The organism is Teredinibacter purpureus (assembly GCF_014217335.1).
Lineage (GTDB): Bacteria > Pseudomonadota > Gammaproteobacteria > Pseudomonadales > Cellvibrionaceae > Teredinibacter > Teredinibacter purpureus.
This window is the reverse complement of sequence record NZ_CP060092.1, coordinates 4,096,870-4,117,101: the sequence shown is the minus strand read 5'-3', so window position 1 is coordinate 4,117,101 and position 20,232 is coordinate 4,096,870. Positions and strand designations below refer to the sequence as shown.

Here is a 20,232-nt window from a genome sequence, read left to right as displayed (position 1 = left end):
TTTTAGGAAAACTTGATCCATGAGCAACCAAAACCCAAACGACGCAAAGCCAGACGAAAACAAGTTAATCGCTGAACGTCGTGCTAAATTGGCTGGTCTACGTGAGCAGGGGAATGCATTTCCCAATAGCTTCCGTCCCAATGCCAAAGCGCAACATTTACAAAATACCTATGGTGAAGAAACCAAAGAGGCGCTCGAAGAAAAAGCGATGGTATTTTCGGTTGCTGGACGCGTCATTCGTAATCGTGGCGCCTTTATGGTTATTCAGGATGTGAGTGGTCAGATTCAATTATATGTGACCAAAGAAGCACGGCCATTTGCCAAATCGCTCGATCTTGGCGATATTGTGGGCGTCACCGGCCAATTACATAAATCAGGCAAAGGCGATTTATATGTAAGCTTGGATGACAATCAATTACTCACCAAGGCGTTGCGACCATTGCCTGATAAATTCCACGGTTTGGCCGATCAAGAAATGCGGTATCGTCAGCGCTATGTTGACTTAATTGCAAATCCCGAAGTGCGTAATACCTTCGTTACACGAACAAAAGTAGTTCAGTTTATTCGCGATTACCTCAATAGCAGTGACTTCCTCGAAGTAGAAACGCCAATGCTACAAGCGATTCCTGGTGGTGCCACTGCCCGACCGTTTGAAACCTTTCATAATGCGTTAGATATCGACATGTATTTACGCATCGCCCCAGAGCTGTATTTAAAGCGTTTAGTGGTTGGGGGCTTCGAGCGCGTGTACGAAATTAACCGCAACTTTCGTAACGAAGGCTTGAGTACGCGACATAACCCTGAGTTCACCATGCTGGAGTTTTATCAGGCCTATGCCGACTACAACGACCTAATGGATTTAACCGAAGATATGTTGCGTAAACTGACCCAATCAGTTTTGGGTTCCACAGAGGTTGCCAGCACTAAACCGGCAAAAGAAGGTGAAGAGCCCGAAGTTGTTATGTACGATTTTTCTAAACCCTTTTTGAGGTTAAGTATTGTCGACTCAATTTTGCACTTTAACCCTGAATTAACGGCCGATGATATTAATGAGTTTGAGCCGGCTAAAAAAGTGGCTGAGAGCTTGGGTATACCGCTTAAAAGTATTTGGGGTTTGGGTAAAATTCAAATCGAAATTTTTGAGAAAACTGTAGAGCATCGTTTAGAGCAGCCTACTTTTATTACTCAATACCCAACAGAAGTCTCGCCACTTGCGCGTCGCAACGACGACAATCCGTTTGTAACGGACCGCTTTGAGTTTTTTGTGGGTGGGCGTGAGATTGCCAATGGCTTTTCTGAGCTTAACGACGCAGAAGATCAAGCCGAACGTTTTCAAGCCCAGGTCGCGGAAAAAGATGCGGGAGATGACGAAGCCATGCATTTCGATGCGGATTATATACGCGCACTAGAATATGGTTTACCGCCAACCGCAGGCGAAGGTATCGGAATCGATCGATTGGTCATGTTGTTGACAGACTCCGCATCTATTCGTGACGTATTACTGTTTCCCCATATGCGTCCCGAATAAGCTAGCCTTCTTGTGAGTAATAAACGGTGGGCGGGGTTAAAACTGCATTCTAGTTGGCGAGATGTAATCGGAGATGAATTCGATAAACCGTACATGCGCCAACTCAATCAGTTTTTAGAAAAGGAAACGCAGGCGGGGAAAACACTATTTCCGCCTGCCGATCTTATCTTTAACGCGTTAAATGCTACACGGTTTTCCGATATTAAGGTTGTCATCCTGGGGCAGGACCCGTACCACGGGCCAGGCCAAGCGCATGGGCTGTGTTTTTCCGTGTTGCCTAGCGTACGCATTCCTCCGTCTCTTCGGAATATATTCAAAGAGTTGGCACAGGATATTGATCTACCTATGCCAACAGAGGGCTGTCTACAGGCTTGGGCAGAGCAAGGTGTTTTACTGTTAAATGCCACTTTAACCGTTGAAGGGGGGCAGGCGGGCTCGCACCAGCGTAAAGGTTGGGAAACGTTTACGGATGCGGTTATTAACGCGGTAAATATCCATAAGAAAAATGTGGTATTTTTGCTGTGGGGTAGTTATGCCCACAAAAAGGGGCAGTACATTGATTCGGCGCGCCATTATATCTTAACGTCGCCCCATCCATCGCCGCTTTCGGCTCACCGAGGTTTTTTTGGGAACAATCATTTCTCTAAAACCAATGTTTATTTAGCCTCTCTAGGCTTGTCTCCTATCGATTGGTCAGCGTAGTATTCTTGTCTTTCTTCCGCTGGGTTAATAACTCAATGGAACGTCCATTCTGTTACTTATAGCGCGGCATTAAAAAAACGTATATTTTTGCGCGAGGGTTCAAATTTGCGACTATTTTCTTTAAGTAGAGCCATTCCTTGACGTGCGTCAACCGCAAAATTTCCCTGCGATTCACCGCTTCCATATAATGGAAACCGTGATAAGGCAAATCGACATAAGTTTGCTGAATAACCCTAAGAGGCATTTTACGCTACAACGCACGGGTTCTAGCAGAGTCGAAAGAAATTTTTATTACCCACCAATACAATTGGGAGACGACATAATGGCTGTAAAGTTAGACCTTTCCAAATATGGTATCCAAAATGTGACGGAGATCGTCTATAACCCTTCTTACGAGCAATTGTTTGAAGAAGAGACGAACCCGAATCTGGAAGGCTATGAGCGAGGCGTGGTAACAGAGCTAGGTGCAGTAAATGTTAACACAGGTATTTTTACTGGCCGTTCCCCGAAAGATAAATTTATCGTATTTGATGATGTGAGCAAGGAACACCTCTGGTGGGATTCCGACATCGCTCACAACGATAACAAGCCAATCACCCCTGAAGCGTGGAAAGACTTAAAGCAATTGGTGGTTGATGAGCTGTCAGGTAATCGTCTGTTTGTGGTAGATACTTTCTGTGGCGCGAACGAAGATACTCGTATGAAAGTGCGCTTTATTGTTGAAGTTGCATGGCAGGCACACTTTGTAACCAACATGTTTATTCGCCCTTCTGCTGAAGAGCTAGAAAATTTTGGTGAGCCAGACTTCGTTGTAATGAACGGTTCCAAAACCTCTAACCCTAAGTGGAAAGAGCACGGCATGAATTCAGAAGTATTCACCGTGTTTAACATGACTGAAAAAATGCAGGTTATCGGTGGTACTTGGTACGGCGGCGAAATGAAAAAAGGTATGTTCGCCATGATGAACTACTACCTACCCTTAAAGCATATGGCTTCTATGCACTGTTCTGCCAACGTAGGTGAAGAGGACGACGTTGCCATTTTCTTCGGGTTATCAGGCACCGGTAAAACAACACTATCTACTGATCCAAAACGTAAATTAATTGGTGATGACGAGCACGGTTGGGATGACACAGGTGTCTTTAACTTCGAAGGCGGCTGCTACGCAAAAACCATTAACTTAGACCCAGCAAGTGAGCCCGATATTTATGCGGCGATCAAGCGCGATGCGTTGCTGGAAAATGTAACGGTTGATGCAAATGGTAAAATCGATTTCGACGATGGCTCAGTTACCGAGAATACTCGTGTATCTTACCCAATCGACCATATTGAGAACATCGTTCCACCGCCTTCTCGCGCAGGTCATGCGCAGAAAGTTATCTTCTTAACGGCTGATGCATTTGGTGTATTGCCACCTGTATCGAAGTTAACGCCAGAGCAAACGCAGTATCACTTCTTGTCTGGTTTTACAGCGAAGCTGGCCGGTACTGAACGCGGTATTACTGAGCCTACGCCAACCTTCTCTGCTTGTTTTGGTAAAGCGTTCTTAACGCTACACCCAGTGAAGTACGGAGAAGAGTTAGTCGCACGTATGAATGCGGCCGGTGCTACAGCCTATCTCGTGAATACTGGTTGGAATGGTTCTGGAAAACGTATTTCTATTAAAGATACGCGCGGCATTATTGATGCGATTTTGGACGGCAGTGTAGACAAGGCCGATACCAAGAATATTCCAGTATTTAACTTAGAAGTCCCTACTTCACTAGCGGGTGTAGATGACGCAATTCTTGATCCGCGTGACACCTATGCAAATGTTGCAGACTGGGATGAGAAGGCCGCCAATCTAGCAGGTTTGTTTGTGAAGAACTTTGAGAAGTTTACTGATAACGCCGAAGGCAAAGCGCTAGTGGCTGCAGGCCCACAGCAGGCGGTGACAGAAGCTTAAAACACGACACTGCAGTACAGGCTATAACACTGCGCTATACAAAAGGCATTTCCCGAAAGGGCGGTGCCTTTTTTTATGTTTGTCAGGTATTGGTGTGCAAACGATGGAGCAATAAAGGCTAGGGGCCGCCAAAAGGCCCATACCTTCATTAGTTGTCCGACCATACGGCAAACTCGTTGCCGCTGGGTTCGCAGAAATGGAAGCGTCGTCCACCGGGGAAATCAAAGATAGCTTTGACGATAACACCGCCCGCGGCTTCAATTTTTACCTGAGTACGCCTTAAATCTTCACTGTAGAACACCAGTAATGCACCGCCACGCTCAGGGGAAGATGAGGCATTGCCTAAATAAAAGCCACCTTCAAGCCCTTGATAGTCGAAAGCCGTGTATTCGGGGCCGTAATGGGTAAATGTCCAATCAAAAACTGTGGAGAAAAATTGCTGCGTTGCGGTCAAATTGTTGGCCGAGAATTCAACATAATTTAACTTTTCATGAAGGTTCACTTTGAGGTTCCTTGTTTGCTTGACCGGATACAGCGCATTACTGCTACTATATGTGGCCGTTTAAGTTTGGGTTGTTGAAACTTCTCATCCAGCTTCTTAAAAGAATAATTGTTTAAAGGATAACCTAATGCTGAAAAAACTTTCTGTTATTGTGCTGGGAGCAGTGCTTGTGATGGGCTTGCAGGGGTGTACCGCTTCACAGCCAGACGCTGAAAATAGAGCGGCCATCGTTATTCAGAAAAGCCCAAAAGATACACGCCAATATGCAACTTTAACACTCAGTAATGGCATGGAGGTGATCTTGGTAGAAGATACGAGTAGTGAAATAGCGGCCGTTTCTCTAGCGTTAGGTGTGGGTAGTTTTCAGAACCCAGAGCATCAGCAAGGTTTAGCGCACTATTTAGAGCATATGCTTTTCTTAGGCACAGAGAAATACCCTGATCCAAACACGCTTCAGCAATTTATTGATCATAATTCGGGCAGCTGGAATGCGTACACCGCACCAGATCACACCAATTATTTCTTTTCGTTGCCGGCAGGGAAGTTGGATGAAGCTCTTGATATGTTTAGTGACTATTTTAAAGCGCCGCGTTTTGATTTGGAGTATAGCGATAAAGAGCGGAACGCGGTTAATAGTGAATGGTCGATGGGTCGCAGTCAGGACGGTCGAATAATAAACTACCTAAACGGTGTGACGGGCAACCCGGCGCACCCAGCAAGTCAGTTGGCCGTTGGTAATTTAGACACCCTATCAGATAAGCCCGGTTCGGTCTTGAATGAGGATTTAGTGGCGTTTTTTGAACGTTATTATTCGGCTAATATTATGAAGCTCGTTATGGTAAGCAATAAAAGCTTAGCGGAGCAAACGTTATTGGCTACAAAACATTTTTCGGCCATTGAAAATAATAATATTGATAAGCCGGCGGTCCCTGTTACAGGTGTAACAGAGGCTCAAATGTCGAAAAAAATTCATTATGCGTCTGTAATGGATTTGAAGATGATAATGCTACGCTTTCCCATGCCGAATAATTCAGAGCTTTGGAAAAATAAACCGAATGAATATGTTAACAGCCTACTGGCATCAGAAGAGCCTGGTACGGTCGCCCAGCAGTTGCGAGAAAAGAATTTGGTGAAGTCGTTGTATGCGCAGGTCGATCCAGTTGCATACGATTACGATGGCAGTTTTGATGTTTTTGTGGATCTTACTGATGAAGGTATGACCAAACGTGATGAGGTTATTGCAGCGATTTTTGCTTATATAGAGCTTATAAAACGCGAGGGCGTAGATAAAAAATATTTTCTTGAGCAGAAGGCGATAAAAGAAAAGAAATTTGCGAATTTAGATATGCAGCAGCCGTTAAAAACGGCCATTCATTTGAGTTCAACGCTACTTCAATATAATCCTGAGTGGGTTATTTCAAACCCGTATGTTTATAGTTCATTTGATGAGTTGGCGGTTAACGATGTTTTATCCTATCTTACGCCAGAAAGGGCACGTATCTGGTACATAAGTCAACATGAACGAGTTGAAAAAGCCATTCCTTACCATGAGGGAGGCTACGCTATTGAGGATATTACGCGTGCCGATATAGCAAAATGGCGTAGCATTGCCGAAACACTTACGTTTAATTTGCCGGCTGAAAATGATTTGTTTTCTAAAGAGGCGGCCATTGTTGAGGCAAGTACAATTAAATCACCAACCCTTTTGAAAGGTAAGGGGCATTCAGAAATTTGGCTAACGCATAGCGATAGCTATCAAGACCAAAAAGGCACGTTAGAGTTTTTGTTGAACAGTGATTTGGGGGCTTCTTCGGTTCAAAATCAAATGCTGGCAAAAATCTTAGTAAAGGTTCTAACCTCTCAGCAGTTGTCGCTTATTGATCGAGCAGGGCAGGCGGGAATTGGGTTGGATTTTGGCTTTAATGGTAATGACCTTACGGTAAGTTTGAGCTTATTTAATGCTAAACATGATGTTTTGGCCCTAAAGGTATTTAAAGCGTTAAGTCAGTGGGATGTCAGTGCTGAAGAGTTCTCGAAAGCGCTAGATTCTTTACGTCAAGATTTGGATAACCGAGAAAAGTCGGCCCCTTATCGTCAAATGTTTGGTTTGTTAAGCCGAGAACTTCTGGCGAACAGTTGGTCTCGGGAAGCAGAAAAGCAAGCGGTAGAAAGCTTAACGCGAGAGCAGCTCGTTGCGTTCCATAAAGGGTTACTCTCGGCGAATCGGTTACGTGTTTTTGCTTATGGTAATTATAGCGAAGAGCGTGTTTTGGCTATAGTGAGCGATGTTGAAGCGTTGCTGCCCCAGCCGAATGTTGACCATGCTTTATTTAAGCGTGCGATTAAGACGCCTGTTGCTGGTGCGTCAACGCATTACAAAGAAGCGTTAACGGGGCATACCGATAATGCGTATGTTCAATTGTTTATTGGGACAGAAAAAACGTACGTTGGCAAAGCGAAAATCATGACGTTGAACGCGCTTACACGTAATGCCTTTTTTACGCAATTACGCACTAACGAGCAGTTGGGGTATGTTGTGGGAACAGCGCCTAAGGTTGTAGATCAATACCCGGGCTTAATGTTTTTTGTTCAAAGTAACAATACCGAGCTGCCAAGTGTAAGCAAACGAATCGACCGGTTTAGACGTGAATTTCTTGCTGAATTAGACAGTATTGATGAGTCTGTGATAGAACAAATAAAACGTTCGCAATTGGAGTTGTTGACAAAGCAACCGCTGGATTTCGGTGAAGAAATGAAGCCTTTAATGGCAGACTTTTATGATGGGCGATTAACCTTTGATTCCAAACAACAGTTGATTGCGGCATTCGAACAGGTTAACAAAGCGAGCCTGATTCAGTTGTATCGAGATTTGATATTGGGAAATGCCGGCCAAAAAATAGTAGTTCAGTTGAAAGGAACAGGTTTTGCCGATACGGCATTCGCACCTAACTAGTTGAGCTCGAGAATCGCCGGTGCAATGTCGGCGATTCTTTCTGCGTGTTTAGCCTTGCAGCATGGCAAGTGCGGCTTCCATTTCCTCGCTTAAATCTTCGGCTTCTGTTGCTTCAATGTTGGGATCTAAATCTAACCGATAAAAGGCTTTTACGGTACTTGTATCGAGATTGGCATAGCGATTGAGCGCTATTGTTGACTGATTTTGTAACATGGCGACCGTCACTAAGTCGGCATAGTCTGCTTTTGCTGTTTCTCGCGTAAAATTGAGGTACTCAATAGGGACATTGCGAATTTCTGTTGGGAACTCCCATGTGGTTAAAATTTTAACGCCAAGTTGGGGGTGTACGGCATCTATTACGCTGTCTAGCGTCATGCTATCGCCCATCAAGTAAGGGTTGTCTTCGGCGTACGATAATATGGGTAATATACCAATCTGGTGGGTTAAGCCGGCCAGTGCGGCTTGGTCGGGGCGTAATTTAGTCCTGTGCTTGCACAGTACGTGGCACATTCCTGCAATCTCGCTCGATCTAGACCATACCTCGCGTAACCGTTTATCAATGAGATCGGAAGTTGCTTGGAACATTTGCTCCATCGCTAGGCCCGTTGCAAGGTTGCAAGTGTATTGCATGCCTAGGCGAGAGAGCGCCATATTTAAGTCCTCTATTTCGCGTGGCGCGCGAAATAGAGGACTATTGGCGACTTTAATAATACGGGCTGTTAGGGCGGCATCGGAGCTAATAACATCACTTAATTGCTTAATACTAGCATCGGCGTCATTGGCCACTTCTCGCACTTTAAGTGCGATTTCGGGTAGCGTGGGCAGCACGAGCTGGTCGCTGTCGATAGCTTTATTGATGTCGTTCGAAACCTTGGTGGCAAGGTCATTCATATTCACATTCCCATTGTGATTGGAGTCAGATAAATGCGAATGTCACCTCAGCCAGCTCCGTCTAATAGGCACGAGGAGTGGTTGTTTAGATGGATATTGCGACGAGGTTGGGGTAGGTGTTCGCTACTCTAAGGTATAGCATAAGGTAACGGCTGCCATGTAAGTTTTGGCTGGGAGCCTAGCGCTAAAACGGCGGAATCTGTGTGAACGGCGAGGTCGTTCACGAGCACTAATAGTAGCCACTGATTATTGTTGCCAGAAAGGCTTTGAATAACAGAACCTAGGCGTTTTCCTGTGTCTTTATCAACGATTTCTGTTCCGTAAATGGGTGAAGATTCGTTGTCGAGTAACGCTGTCGTGGCGCGATAGAGGTGTTTTTTAAGGGTTGCTTTGTAGTGAAGCCGGGCAATGATTTCTTGCCCCGTATAGCAGCCTTTACTGAAAGATACACCGTTAATGAGCTGAAAGTTAAGCTCTTGCGGTAAGAGGGCTTCTACCGTTTCTGCACGGACTTCGGCAATACCTTGTTCAATATTCAGCCGAGACCAGACTGCTTGAGAGGTTAGGTTTAGCCCTTGAGTAATGTGGGGCCATAAATGGTCGAGAGCAGCGGCCTGTGAGGCCCATATTTCGCTGCGGTTTTTGTCTAGGCGCAGAACGGTTAGGCCGTTTTCTGGGTGAGACGTTTCGTTAACGGGCGGCAGCTTTATTGTTGTATTGGGTAGCGTCGACTGATCTGGGTGGTTCAGGCCCATAATCCACGCGGGTGCTAGGGTAAGTTCAACCTTCGAGAAAACACTGTATTTTTTTAATGCGTTTAATGCGTTTTCTGCAATACTGCTGTGCAGGCGTAATCCAATCGTGTTTTCATCAATGCGCGCTGCATAAAAACTACTGTGCATTCGCCCTTTAATATTGCAGTGTGCACCTAGCAGCCAGTGATCTGAGTTCAATTGGCTGATGTCACAAGTGCATTGCCCCTGTAGAAATGTCACCGAGTCAGGCCCCGATACCGTTAATAGGCGGTACTCGCTGAGTATGGCAAGGCAATTTTGGTCTGAGCCAATGCTGGCCGCGTCCAATAAGGGGTGGTTATCTAATCGTTGCTGCCAATTGGTCATAAAGTCCACTGCATGGTTGGTGAGGTTTCGTCGAAAAATTGACGGGCTTGCGTGATACAATTGCGCCGAAATTTTAGAATTCAATTGGTAGGTGTTGTTATTTATGGATCTTAATCGATTACGCTGGGCTGCGCGTCGTGGCATGCTGGAGTTAGATTTAATTTTAGCGCCATTTGTCGAAAACGTATATTCAACGCTCCCGACGGAAGAGCAAGCGTTATTTGAAAAGCTGTTGGAATGCGAAGATCAGGATATGTTTAATTGGTTTTTACAAAAGGGCGAGCCAGATGAAGCCGATATTCGTCAAATAGTGAAAATCGTGAGAAACAATACTGGCCTGCAGCCTGAGGCCTAAGCTATCGTTATTTCGTGCGCGCTAGCCCCAATTTTATGGTAAAGAAATCGTCTGCATTAGTGTTTCGTGTGCATGGTGCGATAGCGCTTAAATGGACTGTTCTTGGTGTGTTCGTTGCTGTTGTTGTGTTAGTTGTTGCATTAGGCACTGTGTGGTGGTTGACGTTGATTGCGTTGATAGGGGTTAGCCTGAGCGCTCTTTATTTGAAGTATGTTTGGTTTGCAATGAGGCGCATTACAGCGCTTAAAATTGATGAGGGCAGGCTGTCGATTCTGCGCGGGAATGACGATCAATTCCTATCTGTGTATATTCAAGAGCTTGTGCTAACGCGATTTTTGGTGATTATTAAATTCCAGTCTCTGGAGTTGTCACGAGGGTCGAGTGCCTCTCTTGTACTAATAAAACAAAGCGTTGAGCAGCCAAGTGATTTTCGAGTGTTGCGTATAGAGCTGAAGCAACTTTCGGCGGAGGCGTTCGAGCCTAGCATAGGCGCAGAAAACTAGGGTTTAAAGTCTAGGTTTTGTGCTCATGATGGACAATAATATTTTGCGCTGCAAAATTCATAGGTACCAGTATTGAATCTTGCGCGAATTCAGCTAAGTCGGGGTAATCTAGAGAATAGTGCAGCCCACGACTTTCTTTTCTTTGCATGGCAGAGCCAATAATGAGTTCAGCTACAACGGCCAAGTTTCGTAGTTCGATTAAATCATTTCCAACCTTGTAGTTAGAGTAGTAATCGTTGATTTCTTTCTGCAGTAATTTGATGCGGTGATTAGCACGCTCTAATCGCTTTTGTGTACGCACGATACCGACGTAATCCCACATAAAACGCCTGAGTTCATCCCAATTGTGAGAAATGACTACGTCTTCGTCGGAGTTGGTGACGCGGCTTGCATCCCACGGAGGGATATCACGAAGCGGAGAAATCTCGTGAAGAGAGGCTTTGATAGCTTTAGCGGCAGATTGGGCGAATACAATGCATTCTAACAATGAGTTGCTGGCCATGCGGTTTGCCCCGTGAAGCCCCGTAAAGGAGGTTTCACCTATGGCATACAGGTTGTGTAGGTCGGTTTGGCCGTGCTCGTTTACCATAACACCGCCACAGGTATAATGAGCTGCTGGTACAACGGGAATGGGTTCTTTAGTGATATCGATACCGTATTCAAGGCACTGCTGTCGTACATTAGGGAAGTGAGACTCAATAAATATTTCAGATTTGTGGCTGATATCGAGGTAAACGCAATCGCTACCCAATCGTTTCATTTCGTGGTCGATTGCACGCGCAACAACGTCGCGCGGGGCGAGTTCTCCCAGTTCATGAAAGCTATCCATAAACCGTTCACCATTGGGTAATAGAAGTTTGCCGCCTTCCCCTCGAACAGCTTCAGTAATGAGGAAGGACTTTGCCTTTGGGTGGTACAGGCACGTGGGGTGAAATTGATTGAACTCCATATTGGCGACGCGGCAGCCTGCACGCCAAGCCATTGCTATGCCATCACCGCTCGCCCCATCGGGATTGGATGAGTAGAGGTAGACCTTACTGGCACCGCCAGTGGCAAGTACAACGGTTTTTGCGGTGAAGGCTTCTACGCTCTCGGTGCTGCGGTTGTATACGTATGCACCAGCACAGCGTAACTTTTTACTGTTGGGGTCGACCTGTTTAACGAGATCCAGCGCGACGTAATGTTCGTGTAGAGCGATGTTGTCGGCTTTATGCACTTTTTCGAGCAGGGTGGTGTGTAGTGCTTTTCCTGTGGCGTCGGCACTATGAATGATGCGACGCTGACTATGCCCGCCTTCTCTCGTGAGATGGAAATCTCCAGACTGCGCTTGTCGGGTAAAGTTAACGCCTAAGTCTATAAGCCACTGAATGGCCGATTTACTATGGCTAATAGTGAATTCAACAGCATCTTTGTGGCATAGCCCCGCGCCGGCATTAAGCGTATCGTTTACGTGAGATTCTATTGAATCACTATCGTCTAAAACTGCTGCGATGCCTCCTTGTGCGTACCAGGTTGAGCCTTCATTAAGTTTGCTTTTGCTGAGTACGGCAATACGAAGGCTAGAGGGAAGATTAAGTGCGAGCGCTAGTCCGGCTGCACCGCTGCCAATAATAAGCACATCATAAGAAGGGTTTGAGATTGATCGAATAGTAGTCATAAAAGTGGGGGGAGCCATTACAAACAGCGTCTACTATACCTTAAGTACTTCATTATTCTGTAATATTCCGGCGGTGATACATTGATTTTTGCGGGAATGTCCTAACCTTAGGGGATAGATGCAGCGCTTGAATTTAAGGTGTTTCTATTTTAGTTAGTGGCGCATGGAACTTTAAGGGTGTTCATTCATCTGAATTGGCATAGCATTTTTTTGTTTTAGAGTTTGTGGGTAATCAACGCGACTAGACGAATGAATAATTGAGCGATCCTCAGTGGAGAGGGTTTCTTCGGTCACTGGATATCAAAGCGATAGAATTTAAGTAAGCCTTCCGGCAGTGAAGGTTTTGGGGAGTAGTCAATGGCGGTGCAACCCGCTTCGCAAACAGATGCACAGCTTGTTGTCCGCGTTCAAAAAGGCGACAAACGAGCATTCGATCTTTTGGTTTTGAAGTACCAACATAAAATATTTGCGATTATCAGCCGTTTTATAAAAGACAGTGCTGAAGTTCAAGATGTCGCGCAAGAAACCTTTATCAAAGCTTATAGAGCGCTACCTAATTTTCGAGGTGATAGCGCGTTTTACACATGGGTTTATCGAATAGCGATCAACACGGCAAAAAATCACTTAGTCTCACGTGGGCGGCGCCCGCCAGCCTCCGATGTCGATGTTGAAGATGCGGAGTACTACAGTGGCAGTGAACAACTGAAAGATCTCGGCTCTCCTGAAGGGCAGCTAATGAGAGATCAGCTGGACGATGTTGTACAAAAAGCCATACGCGACTTGCCGGAAGATTTACGTACGGCGGTAACGCTTCGAGAAATGGAAGGGTTAAGCTACGAAGATATTGCAGAGGTTATGGGGTGTCCCGTGGGCACTGTTCGCTCGCGTATCTTTCGTGCACGTGAATCTATTGATAAACAGATGGCCCATTTGCTATAGGTGGGTATTGAGTGAGTCCGCTGTTTGGTCATTGCTGATAGTCGTGACGCATGGTTCGTTAATAAATGTTGAGATAAGTGAAACAAAATGAGCACACGGTGGTCAGATTGTGTGAGTCCTGAATAGCGGCTGAATAAGGCTACTTTATAGGGCTGATAATCGATAATATTTACCGGTTATTCTCTAAAATAATTGCCGCATTGGCGGTGTAATACTCCAGGCGTTAGTAGATATGACTTCTTCTGCACAGAATGAAAAGCCCGAAACAATGAGCACAGCTATTGGCGAATCTATATCCGCATTGCTGGACGATCAAGGTGATGAACTTGATCTACGGCGTGTACTAAGAGAGTCAGAGCAAAGCGAAAATGTTCGTGCGACTTGGCATCGCTATCACATGGCCAGCGCTGTAATGAAGAACGAGAGCTCTCCATTAATGGGGGTCGATCTTTCCGCTCATATTCGAGCTGAAATTGATTTGGAACCGGCTCACGCCTTATCCTCGCCGTCGGCCAAACGTCGTTGGGTCGATATTATGGCTAAAGGCAGTATTGCTGCGACGGTTGCCTTTGGTTTGTTGGTGGGTGTTCAGCAGTATTCGGGGTTTGGTGCTGGCAATAGTGTTACGGATGGCGCTCTTGCAGAACTGGAGCCTTTCGTTGCGCCCGATTTGAATTCTGCGGTTGTTCCCGCCGGGTTCGATACGCCAACTTTATCGGCTCGTACTGTAAGTACAGCTCACACTGCACAGCAACCGTCCCTGCCTAGAGGTGCAATCACTCAGGCGCTACCCACAACAGGCAGCAAAAGTGCACAAATCGTCGAGGATGCTGAATTACAGGCGCATTTGGACCGTCTTATGATGATCCATGCTGGCCAGGTATCAGACAATAGTGATTTGGGTGTTATTTCGTTTGCGCGTCTAACCGACTTGAATGCCGTATCTGCACCGACAATTGCTGAAGGTGAAGCCTCTGTGGTAGAAAGTCAGACATTAGTGCCTCGCGACTCAGAATAATTATTGAGACGGCCGTCTTGCGGGTTAATGCGGTCGTTTCTACGTTTTAAATACTACTTTTCGTTCATCTTTCCCTTATTACTAAATCGTTGCCAACGAGGTGTTGTAACTCGTGTTCCCGTTTTGTTTAAGCCGCTATATAAAAGCCTTATTCGGCGTTGTCGCGCTCTGTATTGTTTGTGTTGAAACCTATGCGGTAGAAACAGAGCCTTCTGCGGAGAAAATTCTTGCAAGGTTAACGTATGCGATGCGTACCGAGAATTATCGCGGTGTGTTTACGTATGAGCATGGCGGCAGCTTAGAAACCATTGATGTGTCTCATGCGGTTGTGAACAACATTGAAAATGAGCGTTATATTTTGCTGAACGGGCCTACGCGAACGCTAAACCGTGATGGTCGAACGGCCAGTTGCGAATCGCTCGGCGGACGCATGGTGAGAGGTGCAATGTTGGCCACGGGTAGTGGCAAAGCGTTACATTTTAACGAGTATTACCATTTATACTATAAAGGCTATGATCGAGTTGCCGGCCGAAAGGTGGCTGTGGTGCAACTGCTGCCGAAAGATAATGATCGCTACGGTATGAGCTTGGGTGTAGATGTTGAGTCTGGCGTGTTGCTAAAGGTATTGGTTGTTTCGCGTAGCAAAGTACTGGAGCGCATGCAGTTTGTTGCCTTTGATCATAACCCTGAATGGGACAGTGAGGAGCTGGAGAGTTTTACCTCGGTTGAGCCCGATCAGCCGTGTGTAGAGGTGGCCACAGAGCGCAAGAGCGCTGAGGTTGGTGCTAGCGCAGGTGTGGATAAGTGGATGCCTAGCTGGGTGCCTGTCGGCTTCACTCGCGCCAATTCCCGCTGGACAGAGCAGGATGGTCTTGTGCACACGTATACCGATGGGCTTTCTTCCTTTTCTGTTTTTGTTAATCCTGAGCTCGTGCCAGAAAACGAGGATGTCCAGCAGATTCCTCGAGGAATGGCACAGCGCGGTGCGACATTAATTTTGATGGATTTACGTCGAGCAGAAGAGCAAGTTGTGCATCTCTCGTTAGTTGGGGAAGTGCCAGAAACGGCCGCTGTTAGAATATTGCAGTCTATTTCTACGCCGCTTTTAACGCCCGTTCCCTAACGGGCATCATCTTGCAATGCCGTCTTAGTGTTGGGGGTGCCTTGTTTTTTGGGCATAACCCCCCAAACTGTCTACAATACCCCGCAATTTCATCCATTATCTGTTTTTTGTATCGCAGAGAATCATAGGCTTATCTCGAGTGTTAAGTGAAAGTGGCAAAGTAATCGCAGTTGAGTGTGATGGCGTTTGGGTCGAAACTCTCAAACTTTCGACCTGTGGTCAGTGTCGTGCCCGGCATGGTTGTGGCCAGAAGTTACTCGTCGCCGCTGATAGTAACCTTACGTGCATCAAAGCATTTTACTCGTCTGACTCCACTCATGGTCGGCCTCAGTTGGGGGATGACGTGCTAATTGGTGTTGATGAAACCGCCATGGTGCTGGATGCTCTATTAAGTTACGGATTACCTTTGCTGTGTATGTTTCTGGCATTGGCAGGGGCCTCGTATAGTGACGTTGCGGAAATATTTATGATGCTTGCTGCCGTTGTGGGCTTGCTGATTGGCGGTGGTATTGTTCGTTTTTTGCCAAACAGGAAAGGCGTAAGGCCTCAGTTGTTGGGTCAACTGTCTTCGGTGATTAGTGTCGGTGACTAATATAGGCCTACACTAATTTTATGAATGCTGGGAACCAGAAGGCGAGTTTGAGGTTCTGATAACTAACTGGCGCAAATTGCTTTTTATAAGCCAGAGGATTGAAAAAATACTTTCGCGGAGAAAATAAATGATCGTACGGTTTTTTGTGTTTATAGTTTTGGCCTTTCCATTGATTGTTTCAGCAGCCAATTATAATCTTCCCGACTTTACCCCGTTAATTGAAAAAAGCTCTCCTGCCGTGGTAAAAATAAACACCACAACGGCGGTAAAGCCGCGTGGCTTTAGTCTCCCACCAGGGCAGCAAATTCCTGATATATTTCGGCACCTGTTTGAGCCTAGAGAAATGCCAGAGCGCAATATGAGTTCTATGGGGTCTGGGTTTCTTATTTCGAGCGATGGCTATTTGTTAACTAACTATCATGTGATTGAAGATGCAGACCAAATCGTGGTCCGGCTTGTTGATCGCCGCGAATTTAAAGCAATGGTTATTGGTTCAGATCCCCGATCAGACTTGGCCCTGTTAAAAATTGATGAAGAAAAATTACCATTTTTAACCTTGGCCACCAATGATGAGTTGCGCATAGGTGAGTGGGTAGTTGCCATTGGCTCTCCTTTTGGATTAGATTTTTCGGCAAGTGCGGGAATTGTGAGTGCAATCGGGCGGAGTATTCCAACAGACAAAAACGAAAATTACGTGCCTTTTATTCAGACCGATGTCGCCATTAACCCCGGCAATTCGGGAGGGCCATTGTTTAATATGGAAGGTAAAGTTGTTGGGGTTAACTCTCAAATTTATACACGTTCGGGCGGCTCCATTGGTCTCTCGTTCGCTATACCGTCGACCGTCGCATTAAACGTTGTTGAACAGTTAAAAGAAAAAGGCCGAGTGGATCGGGGTTGGTTGGGCGTTGTTATTCAAGAGGTTGATAAGAACTTAGCCGACTCCTTTGGTTTAAAACGGCCTCAGGGAGCGCTTGTTGCTCAAATGGAGCCCGGTGGCCCAGCCGATAAATCGGGCATCATGGTTGGTGATATTATTCTGAAGTTCGCAAGGCGTAACATTCTTACGTCAGGTGACTTGCCTCACGCGGTGGGCTCAACTCAGCCTGATAGCGAAGTACCCGTAGTCGTTATGCGTAAAGGAAAGCGTAAAACTATTGACGTTACGGTAGGGCGCTTAGAGGGCGGCGATGCTGCGGCCACAATCACTGAGGTGTCACCGAGTACCGCGGCGGACCGTCTAGGCTTAACGGTTGAAACGATTGAATCATCGCTTCGCGATCAGTGGCGGTTAACCGGTGGTGTAACGGTGACTCAGGTGGACCCTCATGGTGCTGCCGCCGATGCCGGCGTTGCTCCAGGAGATGTCATCGCGCAGCTCGGGTTCGAACAGATAGAAACAGTAGAGGATTACCGTCGGATATTAGCCAATTTGCCTTCCGATAGTTTACAGCCCATACGGTTTTTCCGCGATGGCCGCCCAACCTTCAGAACGATACGGCTACAGTAGCCTTAATCTTAGTGCCTTCAAGCCTAGCAGCGCCACGCTCAAGTAATTTCGGGGGGGTGGTGCTCGCATAGCTTAGGCTTATTAAATACTGTAGACTTGCGCCACCGAAAGCCCCTCTGAGTCGCTGATACGGGCTCTGTAATAGAGGCCCATAAAGCAGATCTAGGCCGTTTAATCATTGATGAGTAGCAAGCCCTCGTGACCGATCTTAGTCATATCCGAAATTTTTCTATTATTGCCCATATTGACCACGGTAAATCGACCCTCGCAGATCGATTTATTCAAGACTGTGGCGGCCTATCCGCTCGAGAAATGGAAGCCCAAGTGCTGGATTCCATGGATATCGAGCGCGAGAGAGGCATCACTATTAAGGCTCAGAGCGTTACATTGGATTACCTCGCGCAAGACGGTAAAACCTATCAACTGAACTTTATTGATACTCCCGGTCATGTTGATTTCTCCTACGAAGTGTCGCGCTCCTTGGCCGCCTGTGAAGGTGCACTGCTTGTGGTGGATGCCGCACAGGGCGTAGAGGCCCAGTCTGTCGCCAATTGTTACACGGCTATAGAGCAAGGGTTAGAAGTTATCCCCGTATTGAATAAGATGGACTTGCCTCAGGTAGAGCCGGAGCGAGTTTCAGAAGAGATCGAAGATATTATAGGGATCGATGCTACTGATGCAGTGCGCTGTAGCGCGAAATCTGGTTTGGGTATTCAGGATGTATTAGAGCGGCTGGTACGCGATGTTCCTGCGCCTGTTGGCGATGTTGATGCACCGCTTCAAGCCCTTATTATTGATTCTTGGTTTGATAATTACCTTGGCGTTGTCTCGCTTGTTCGCGTGACCCAGGGATCTTTAAAAACAAAAGACAAAATAATCGCAAAATCCATTGGTAAAGCCCATGGTGTTGATATCGTCGGTGTTTTTACCCCGAAACGAAAAGATACCGGTGTCTTAAATGCGGGGGAGGTGGGCTTTGTCGTAGCAGGAATTAAAGAGATTTTGGGCGCGCCAGTGGGTGATACGTTAACGCATTCAAAGACCCCCGATGTTGAAATGCTTCCAGGCTTTAAAAAAATAAAGCCACAAGTCTATGCAGGTCTATTTCCCGTAAGCTCCGATGATTACGAGACGTTCCGCGACGCCTTGGCCAAGCTAACCCTAAACGATGCTTCCTTATTTTATGAACCTGAAAGTTCAGATGCTTTAGGGTTTGGTTTTCGTTGCGGCTTCCTTGGTATGCTGCACATGGAAATTATCCAAGAGCGACTAGAGAGGGAATATAATCTCGACCTTATCACTACCGCACCTACTGTAATTTACGAAGTGGTAACAAATGATGGGAAAACCATTTATGTGGATAACCCTTCCAAATTACCGGATATCAGCTTAATTGACGAAATGCGTGAACCGCTTTGCGAAGCGAATATTCTCGTTCCGTCCGACTATTTAGGCGCTGTCATTACGCTGTGTGTTGAAAAACGTGGTATTCAGAAAAATTTGCAATATGTTGGCGGGCAGGTGTCGCTCTGCTATGAATTACCCATGAATGAAGTGGTTATGGACTTTTTTGATAGGCTAAAATCGGTAAGCCGTGGGTTTGCCTCATTAGATTATAGCTTTGTACGGTTTGCGCCCTCCAATTTGGTGCGCCTTGACGTACTCATTAACGGTGAAAAAGTTGATGCGTTAGCATTGATTATTTTTCGTGATAACGCTCACTACAAAGGCCGTGCATTAGCCGATAAAATGAAAGAGCTTATTCCACGACAAATGTTTGATGTGGCTATTCAAGCCGCTATTGGCGGTCAAATCGTTGCGAGAACCACGGTAAAAGCGTTGCGCAAAAACGTAACGGCTAAGTGTTATGGTGGGGACGTTAGCCGGAAGAAGAAATTGTTGGAAAAACAAAAAGCCGGTAAAAAGCGTATGAAGCAAGTGGGAAGTGTCGAAATTCCACAAGAAGCTTTCTTGGCTGTGCTTAAAATCGATAGTTAAATACAGGACAAATATGGATATCAATTTACCGTTAATTTTAATGTTGGCCGTTGCTGGTACCGGCATGGTTTGGCTTTACGATATTGTAATGTTGAAAAAGTCTCGTCGCGCAGCTATCGCGAATGTTGATGCACGCTTTCCCCATTTAACTGACGCGCAAAAGGAGAAGGACGAGGGCTACGTAAAAGCTTATATGGCGGTTGCGGCAGAACCATCCGTTGTAGAGTTTTCTAAATCTTTCTTTCCTGTCTTGTTTTTGGTCTTCTTTCTACGGTCGTTCATTATCGAGCCCTTTCAAATCCCTTCAGAATCTATGGTGCCTACGCTGGAAGTGGGCGATTTTATTGCTGTGAATAAATTTGCGTACGGTGTTCGTATGCCGGTATTCCGTAATAAAATTATTCCTGTAAGTGATCCGAAGCGCGGTGATGTGATGGTGTTTTTTCCGCCTCATCGCAGCCAGTATTTTATTAAGCGCGTCATTGGGCTGCCGGGCGACAAAATCCGTTACACGAATAACGTGCTATATATTAATGGTGTCGAAGCAGAGCAGACCTTGGTGCTAAGAGAGACAATCGAAAGTGTCGATTTTTGTTCTGCTCGAGGCGGTAGTTATTTAATCACCGATGAAAATATAGATGGCGAAACCCACCGAATGCGCAAATGTACCATTCCTGGGCGGCTTAGTGTCAATGGTAGTTGGGATGTACCGCAAGGGCACTATCTAATGATTGGTGATAATCGCGATAACAGCTCAGATGGCCGAGATTGGGGTTTTGTGCCGGAAGATCGAATTGTAGGTAAAGCATTTGCTATATGGATGCACTGGGACAAGTTTTTGAGTTTGCCTAGTTTTTCTCGAACAGGCTCAATATAAGTACCACTTGGATAGATG

At 46.0% G+C, this 20,232-nt stretch carries 17 protein-coding genes; 13 read left to right on the top strand and 4 right to left on the bottom strand.

Annotated features, from left to right (window positions below):
• Nucleotides 1-19 precede the first annotated feature (19 nt).
• The 3 genes from lysS to pckA all read left to right on the top strand — a co-directional run bounded on the left by lysS (nucleotide 20) and on the right by pckA (nucleotide 4,175).
• Nucleotides 20-1,528, top strand: a complete 1,509-nt coding sequence (gene lysS, locus H5647_RS18360; protein ID WP_045860514.1) for a lysine--tRNA ligase — start codon at nucleotides 20-22, stop codon at nucleotides 1,526-1,528.
• Between the two features lie 12 nt (nucleotides 1,529-1,540).
• Nucleotides 1,541-2,230 (top strand): uracil-DNA glycosylase, encoded by a 690-nt coding sequence (ung, locus tag H5647_RS18355; RefSeq protein WP_045860513.1) that lies wholly within the window; start codon nucleotides 1,541-1,543, stop codon nucleotides 2,228-2,230.
• Between the two features lie 322 nt (nucleotides 2,231-2,552).
• Nucleotides 2,553-4,175, top strand: coding sequence for a phosphoenolpyruvate carboxykinase (ATP) (gene pckA, locus H5647_RS18350; RefSeq protein ID WP_045860512.1), 1,623 nt, complete (start codon nucleotides 2,553-2,555; stop codon nucleotides 4,173-4,175).
• Nucleotides 4,176-4,323: 148 nt separating this feature from the next.
• Here pckA and H5647_RS18345 read toward each other — a convergent pair whose 3' ends face one another.
• Nucleotides 4,324-4,677: a VOC family protein gene (locus tag H5647_RS18345; protein ID WP_045860511.1), complete on the bottom strand. Its 354-nt coding sequence runs from the start codon at nucleotides 4,675-4,677 to the stop codon at nucleotides 4,324-4,326.
• A 127-nt stretch (nucleotides 4,678-4,804) separates the two neighbouring features.
• On the opposite strand from H5647_RS18345, the gene H5647_RS18340 reads away from it, so the two are divergent.
• Nucleotides 4,805-7,630 (top strand): insulinase family protein, encoded by a 2,826-nt coding sequence (locus H5647_RS18340; protein WP_045860510.1) that lies wholly within the window; start codon nucleotides 4,805-4,807, stop codon nucleotides 7,628-7,630.
• 48 nt (nucleotides 7,631-7,678) lie between these two features.
• Here H5647_RS18340 and H5647_RS18335 read toward each other — a convergent pair whose 3' ends face one another.
• Complete coding sequence (locus H5647_RS18335; protein ID WP_045860509.1) at nucleotides 7,679-8,521, bottom strand: HDOD domain-containing protein; 843 nt, start codon at nucleotides 8,519-8,521, stop codon at nucleotides 7,679-7,681.
• A 128-nt stretch (nucleotides 8,522-8,649) separates the two neighbouring features.
• Nucleotides 8,650-9,642, bottom strand: a complete 993-nt coding sequence (gene ygfZ, locus H5647_RS18330; RefSeq protein WP_052692181.1) for a CAF17-like 4Fe-4S cluster assembly/insertion protein YgfZ — start codon at nucleotides 9,640-9,642, stop codon at nucleotides 8,650-8,652.
• Between the two features lie 103 nt (nucleotides 9,643-9,745).
• On the opposite strand from ygfZ, the gene H5647_RS18325 reads away from it, so the two are divergent.
• A complete protein-coding gene (locus H5647_RS18325) occupies nucleotides 9,746-9,997 on the top strand; it encodes an FAD assembly factor SdhE (RefSeq protein WP_045860508.1) in 252 nt (83 codons plus the stop codon).
• A gap of 35 nt (nucleotides 9,998-10,032) precedes the next feature.
• Nucleotides 10,033-10,500, top strand: a complete 468-nt coding sequence (locus H5647_RS18320; RefSeq protein ID WP_162926440.1) for a hypothetical protein — start codon at nucleotides 10,033-10,035, stop codon at nucleotides 10,498-10,500.
• Between the two features lie 10 nt (nucleotides 10,501-10,510).
• On the opposite strand, the gene nadB is transcribed toward H5647_RS18320, so the two are convergent.
• Complete coding sequence (gene nadB, locus H5647_RS18315) at nucleotides 10,511-12,157, bottom strand: L-aspartate oxidase (protein WP_082087113.1); 1,647 nt, start codon at nucleotides 12,155-12,157, stop codon at nucleotides 10,511-10,513.
• A 357-nt stretch (nucleotides 12,158-12,514) separates the two neighbouring features.
• Here nadB and rpoE point away from each other — a divergent pair, with 357 nt between their 5' ends.
• The 7 genes from rpoE (at nucleotide 12,515) to lepB (ending at nucleotide 20,214) form a co-directional block, all read left to right on the top strand.
• Nucleotides 12,515-13,096: an RNA polymerase sigma factor RpoE gene (rpoE, locus tag H5647_RS18310; RefSeq protein WP_045860505.1), complete on the top strand. Its 582-nt coding sequence runs from the start codon at nucleotides 12,515-12,517 to the stop codon at nucleotides 13,094-13,096.
• Between the two features lie 232 nt (nucleotides 13,097-13,328).
• Nucleotides 13,329-14,114 (top strand): sigma-E factor negative regulatory protein, encoded by a 786-nt coding sequence (locus H5647_RS18305; RefSeq protein WP_045860504.1) that lies wholly within the window; start codon nucleotides 13,329-13,331, stop codon nucleotides 14,112-14,114.
• Nucleotides 14,115-14,226: 112 nt separating this feature from the next.
• The gene (locus H5647_RS18300) at nucleotides 14,227-15,237 is read left to right on the top strand and encodes a MucB/RseB C-terminal domain-containing protein (protein ID WP_045860503.1); all 1,011 of its coding nucleotides are present in this window, start codon (nucleotides 14,227-14,229) and stop codon (nucleotides 15,235-15,237) included.
• A 139-nt stretch (nucleotides 15,238-15,376) separates the two neighbouring features.
• Complete coding sequence (locus H5647_RS18295; protein WP_052692179.1) at nucleotides 15,377-15,829, top strand: SoxR reducing system RseC family protein; 453 nt, start codon at nucleotides 15,377-15,379, stop codon at nucleotides 15,827-15,829.
• A 127-nt stretch (nucleotides 15,830-15,956) separates the two neighbouring features.
• On the top strand, nucleotides 15,957-17,339 hold the full coding sequence (locus H5647_RS18290; protein WP_045860502.1) for a Do family serine endopeptidase: 1,383 nt from the start codon (nucleotides 15,957-15,959) through the stop codon (nucleotides 17,337-17,339).
• Nucleotides 17,340-17,537: 198 nt separating this feature from the next.
• Nucleotides 17,538-19,337, top strand: a complete 1,800-nt coding sequence (lepA, locus tag H5647_RS18285) for a translation elongation factor 4 (RefSeq protein WP_045860501.1) — start codon at nucleotides 17,538-17,540, stop codon at nucleotides 19,335-19,337.
• A gap of 13 nt (nucleotides 19,338-19,350) precedes the next feature.
• Nucleotides 19,351-20,214 (top strand): signal peptidase I, encoded by an 864-nt coding sequence (gene lepB, locus H5647_RS18280; RefSeq protein ID WP_045860500.1) that lies wholly within the window; start codon nucleotides 19,351-19,353, stop codon nucleotides 20,212-20,214.
• The last annotated feature ends 18 nt before the right edge of the window (nucleotides 20,215-20,232 follow it).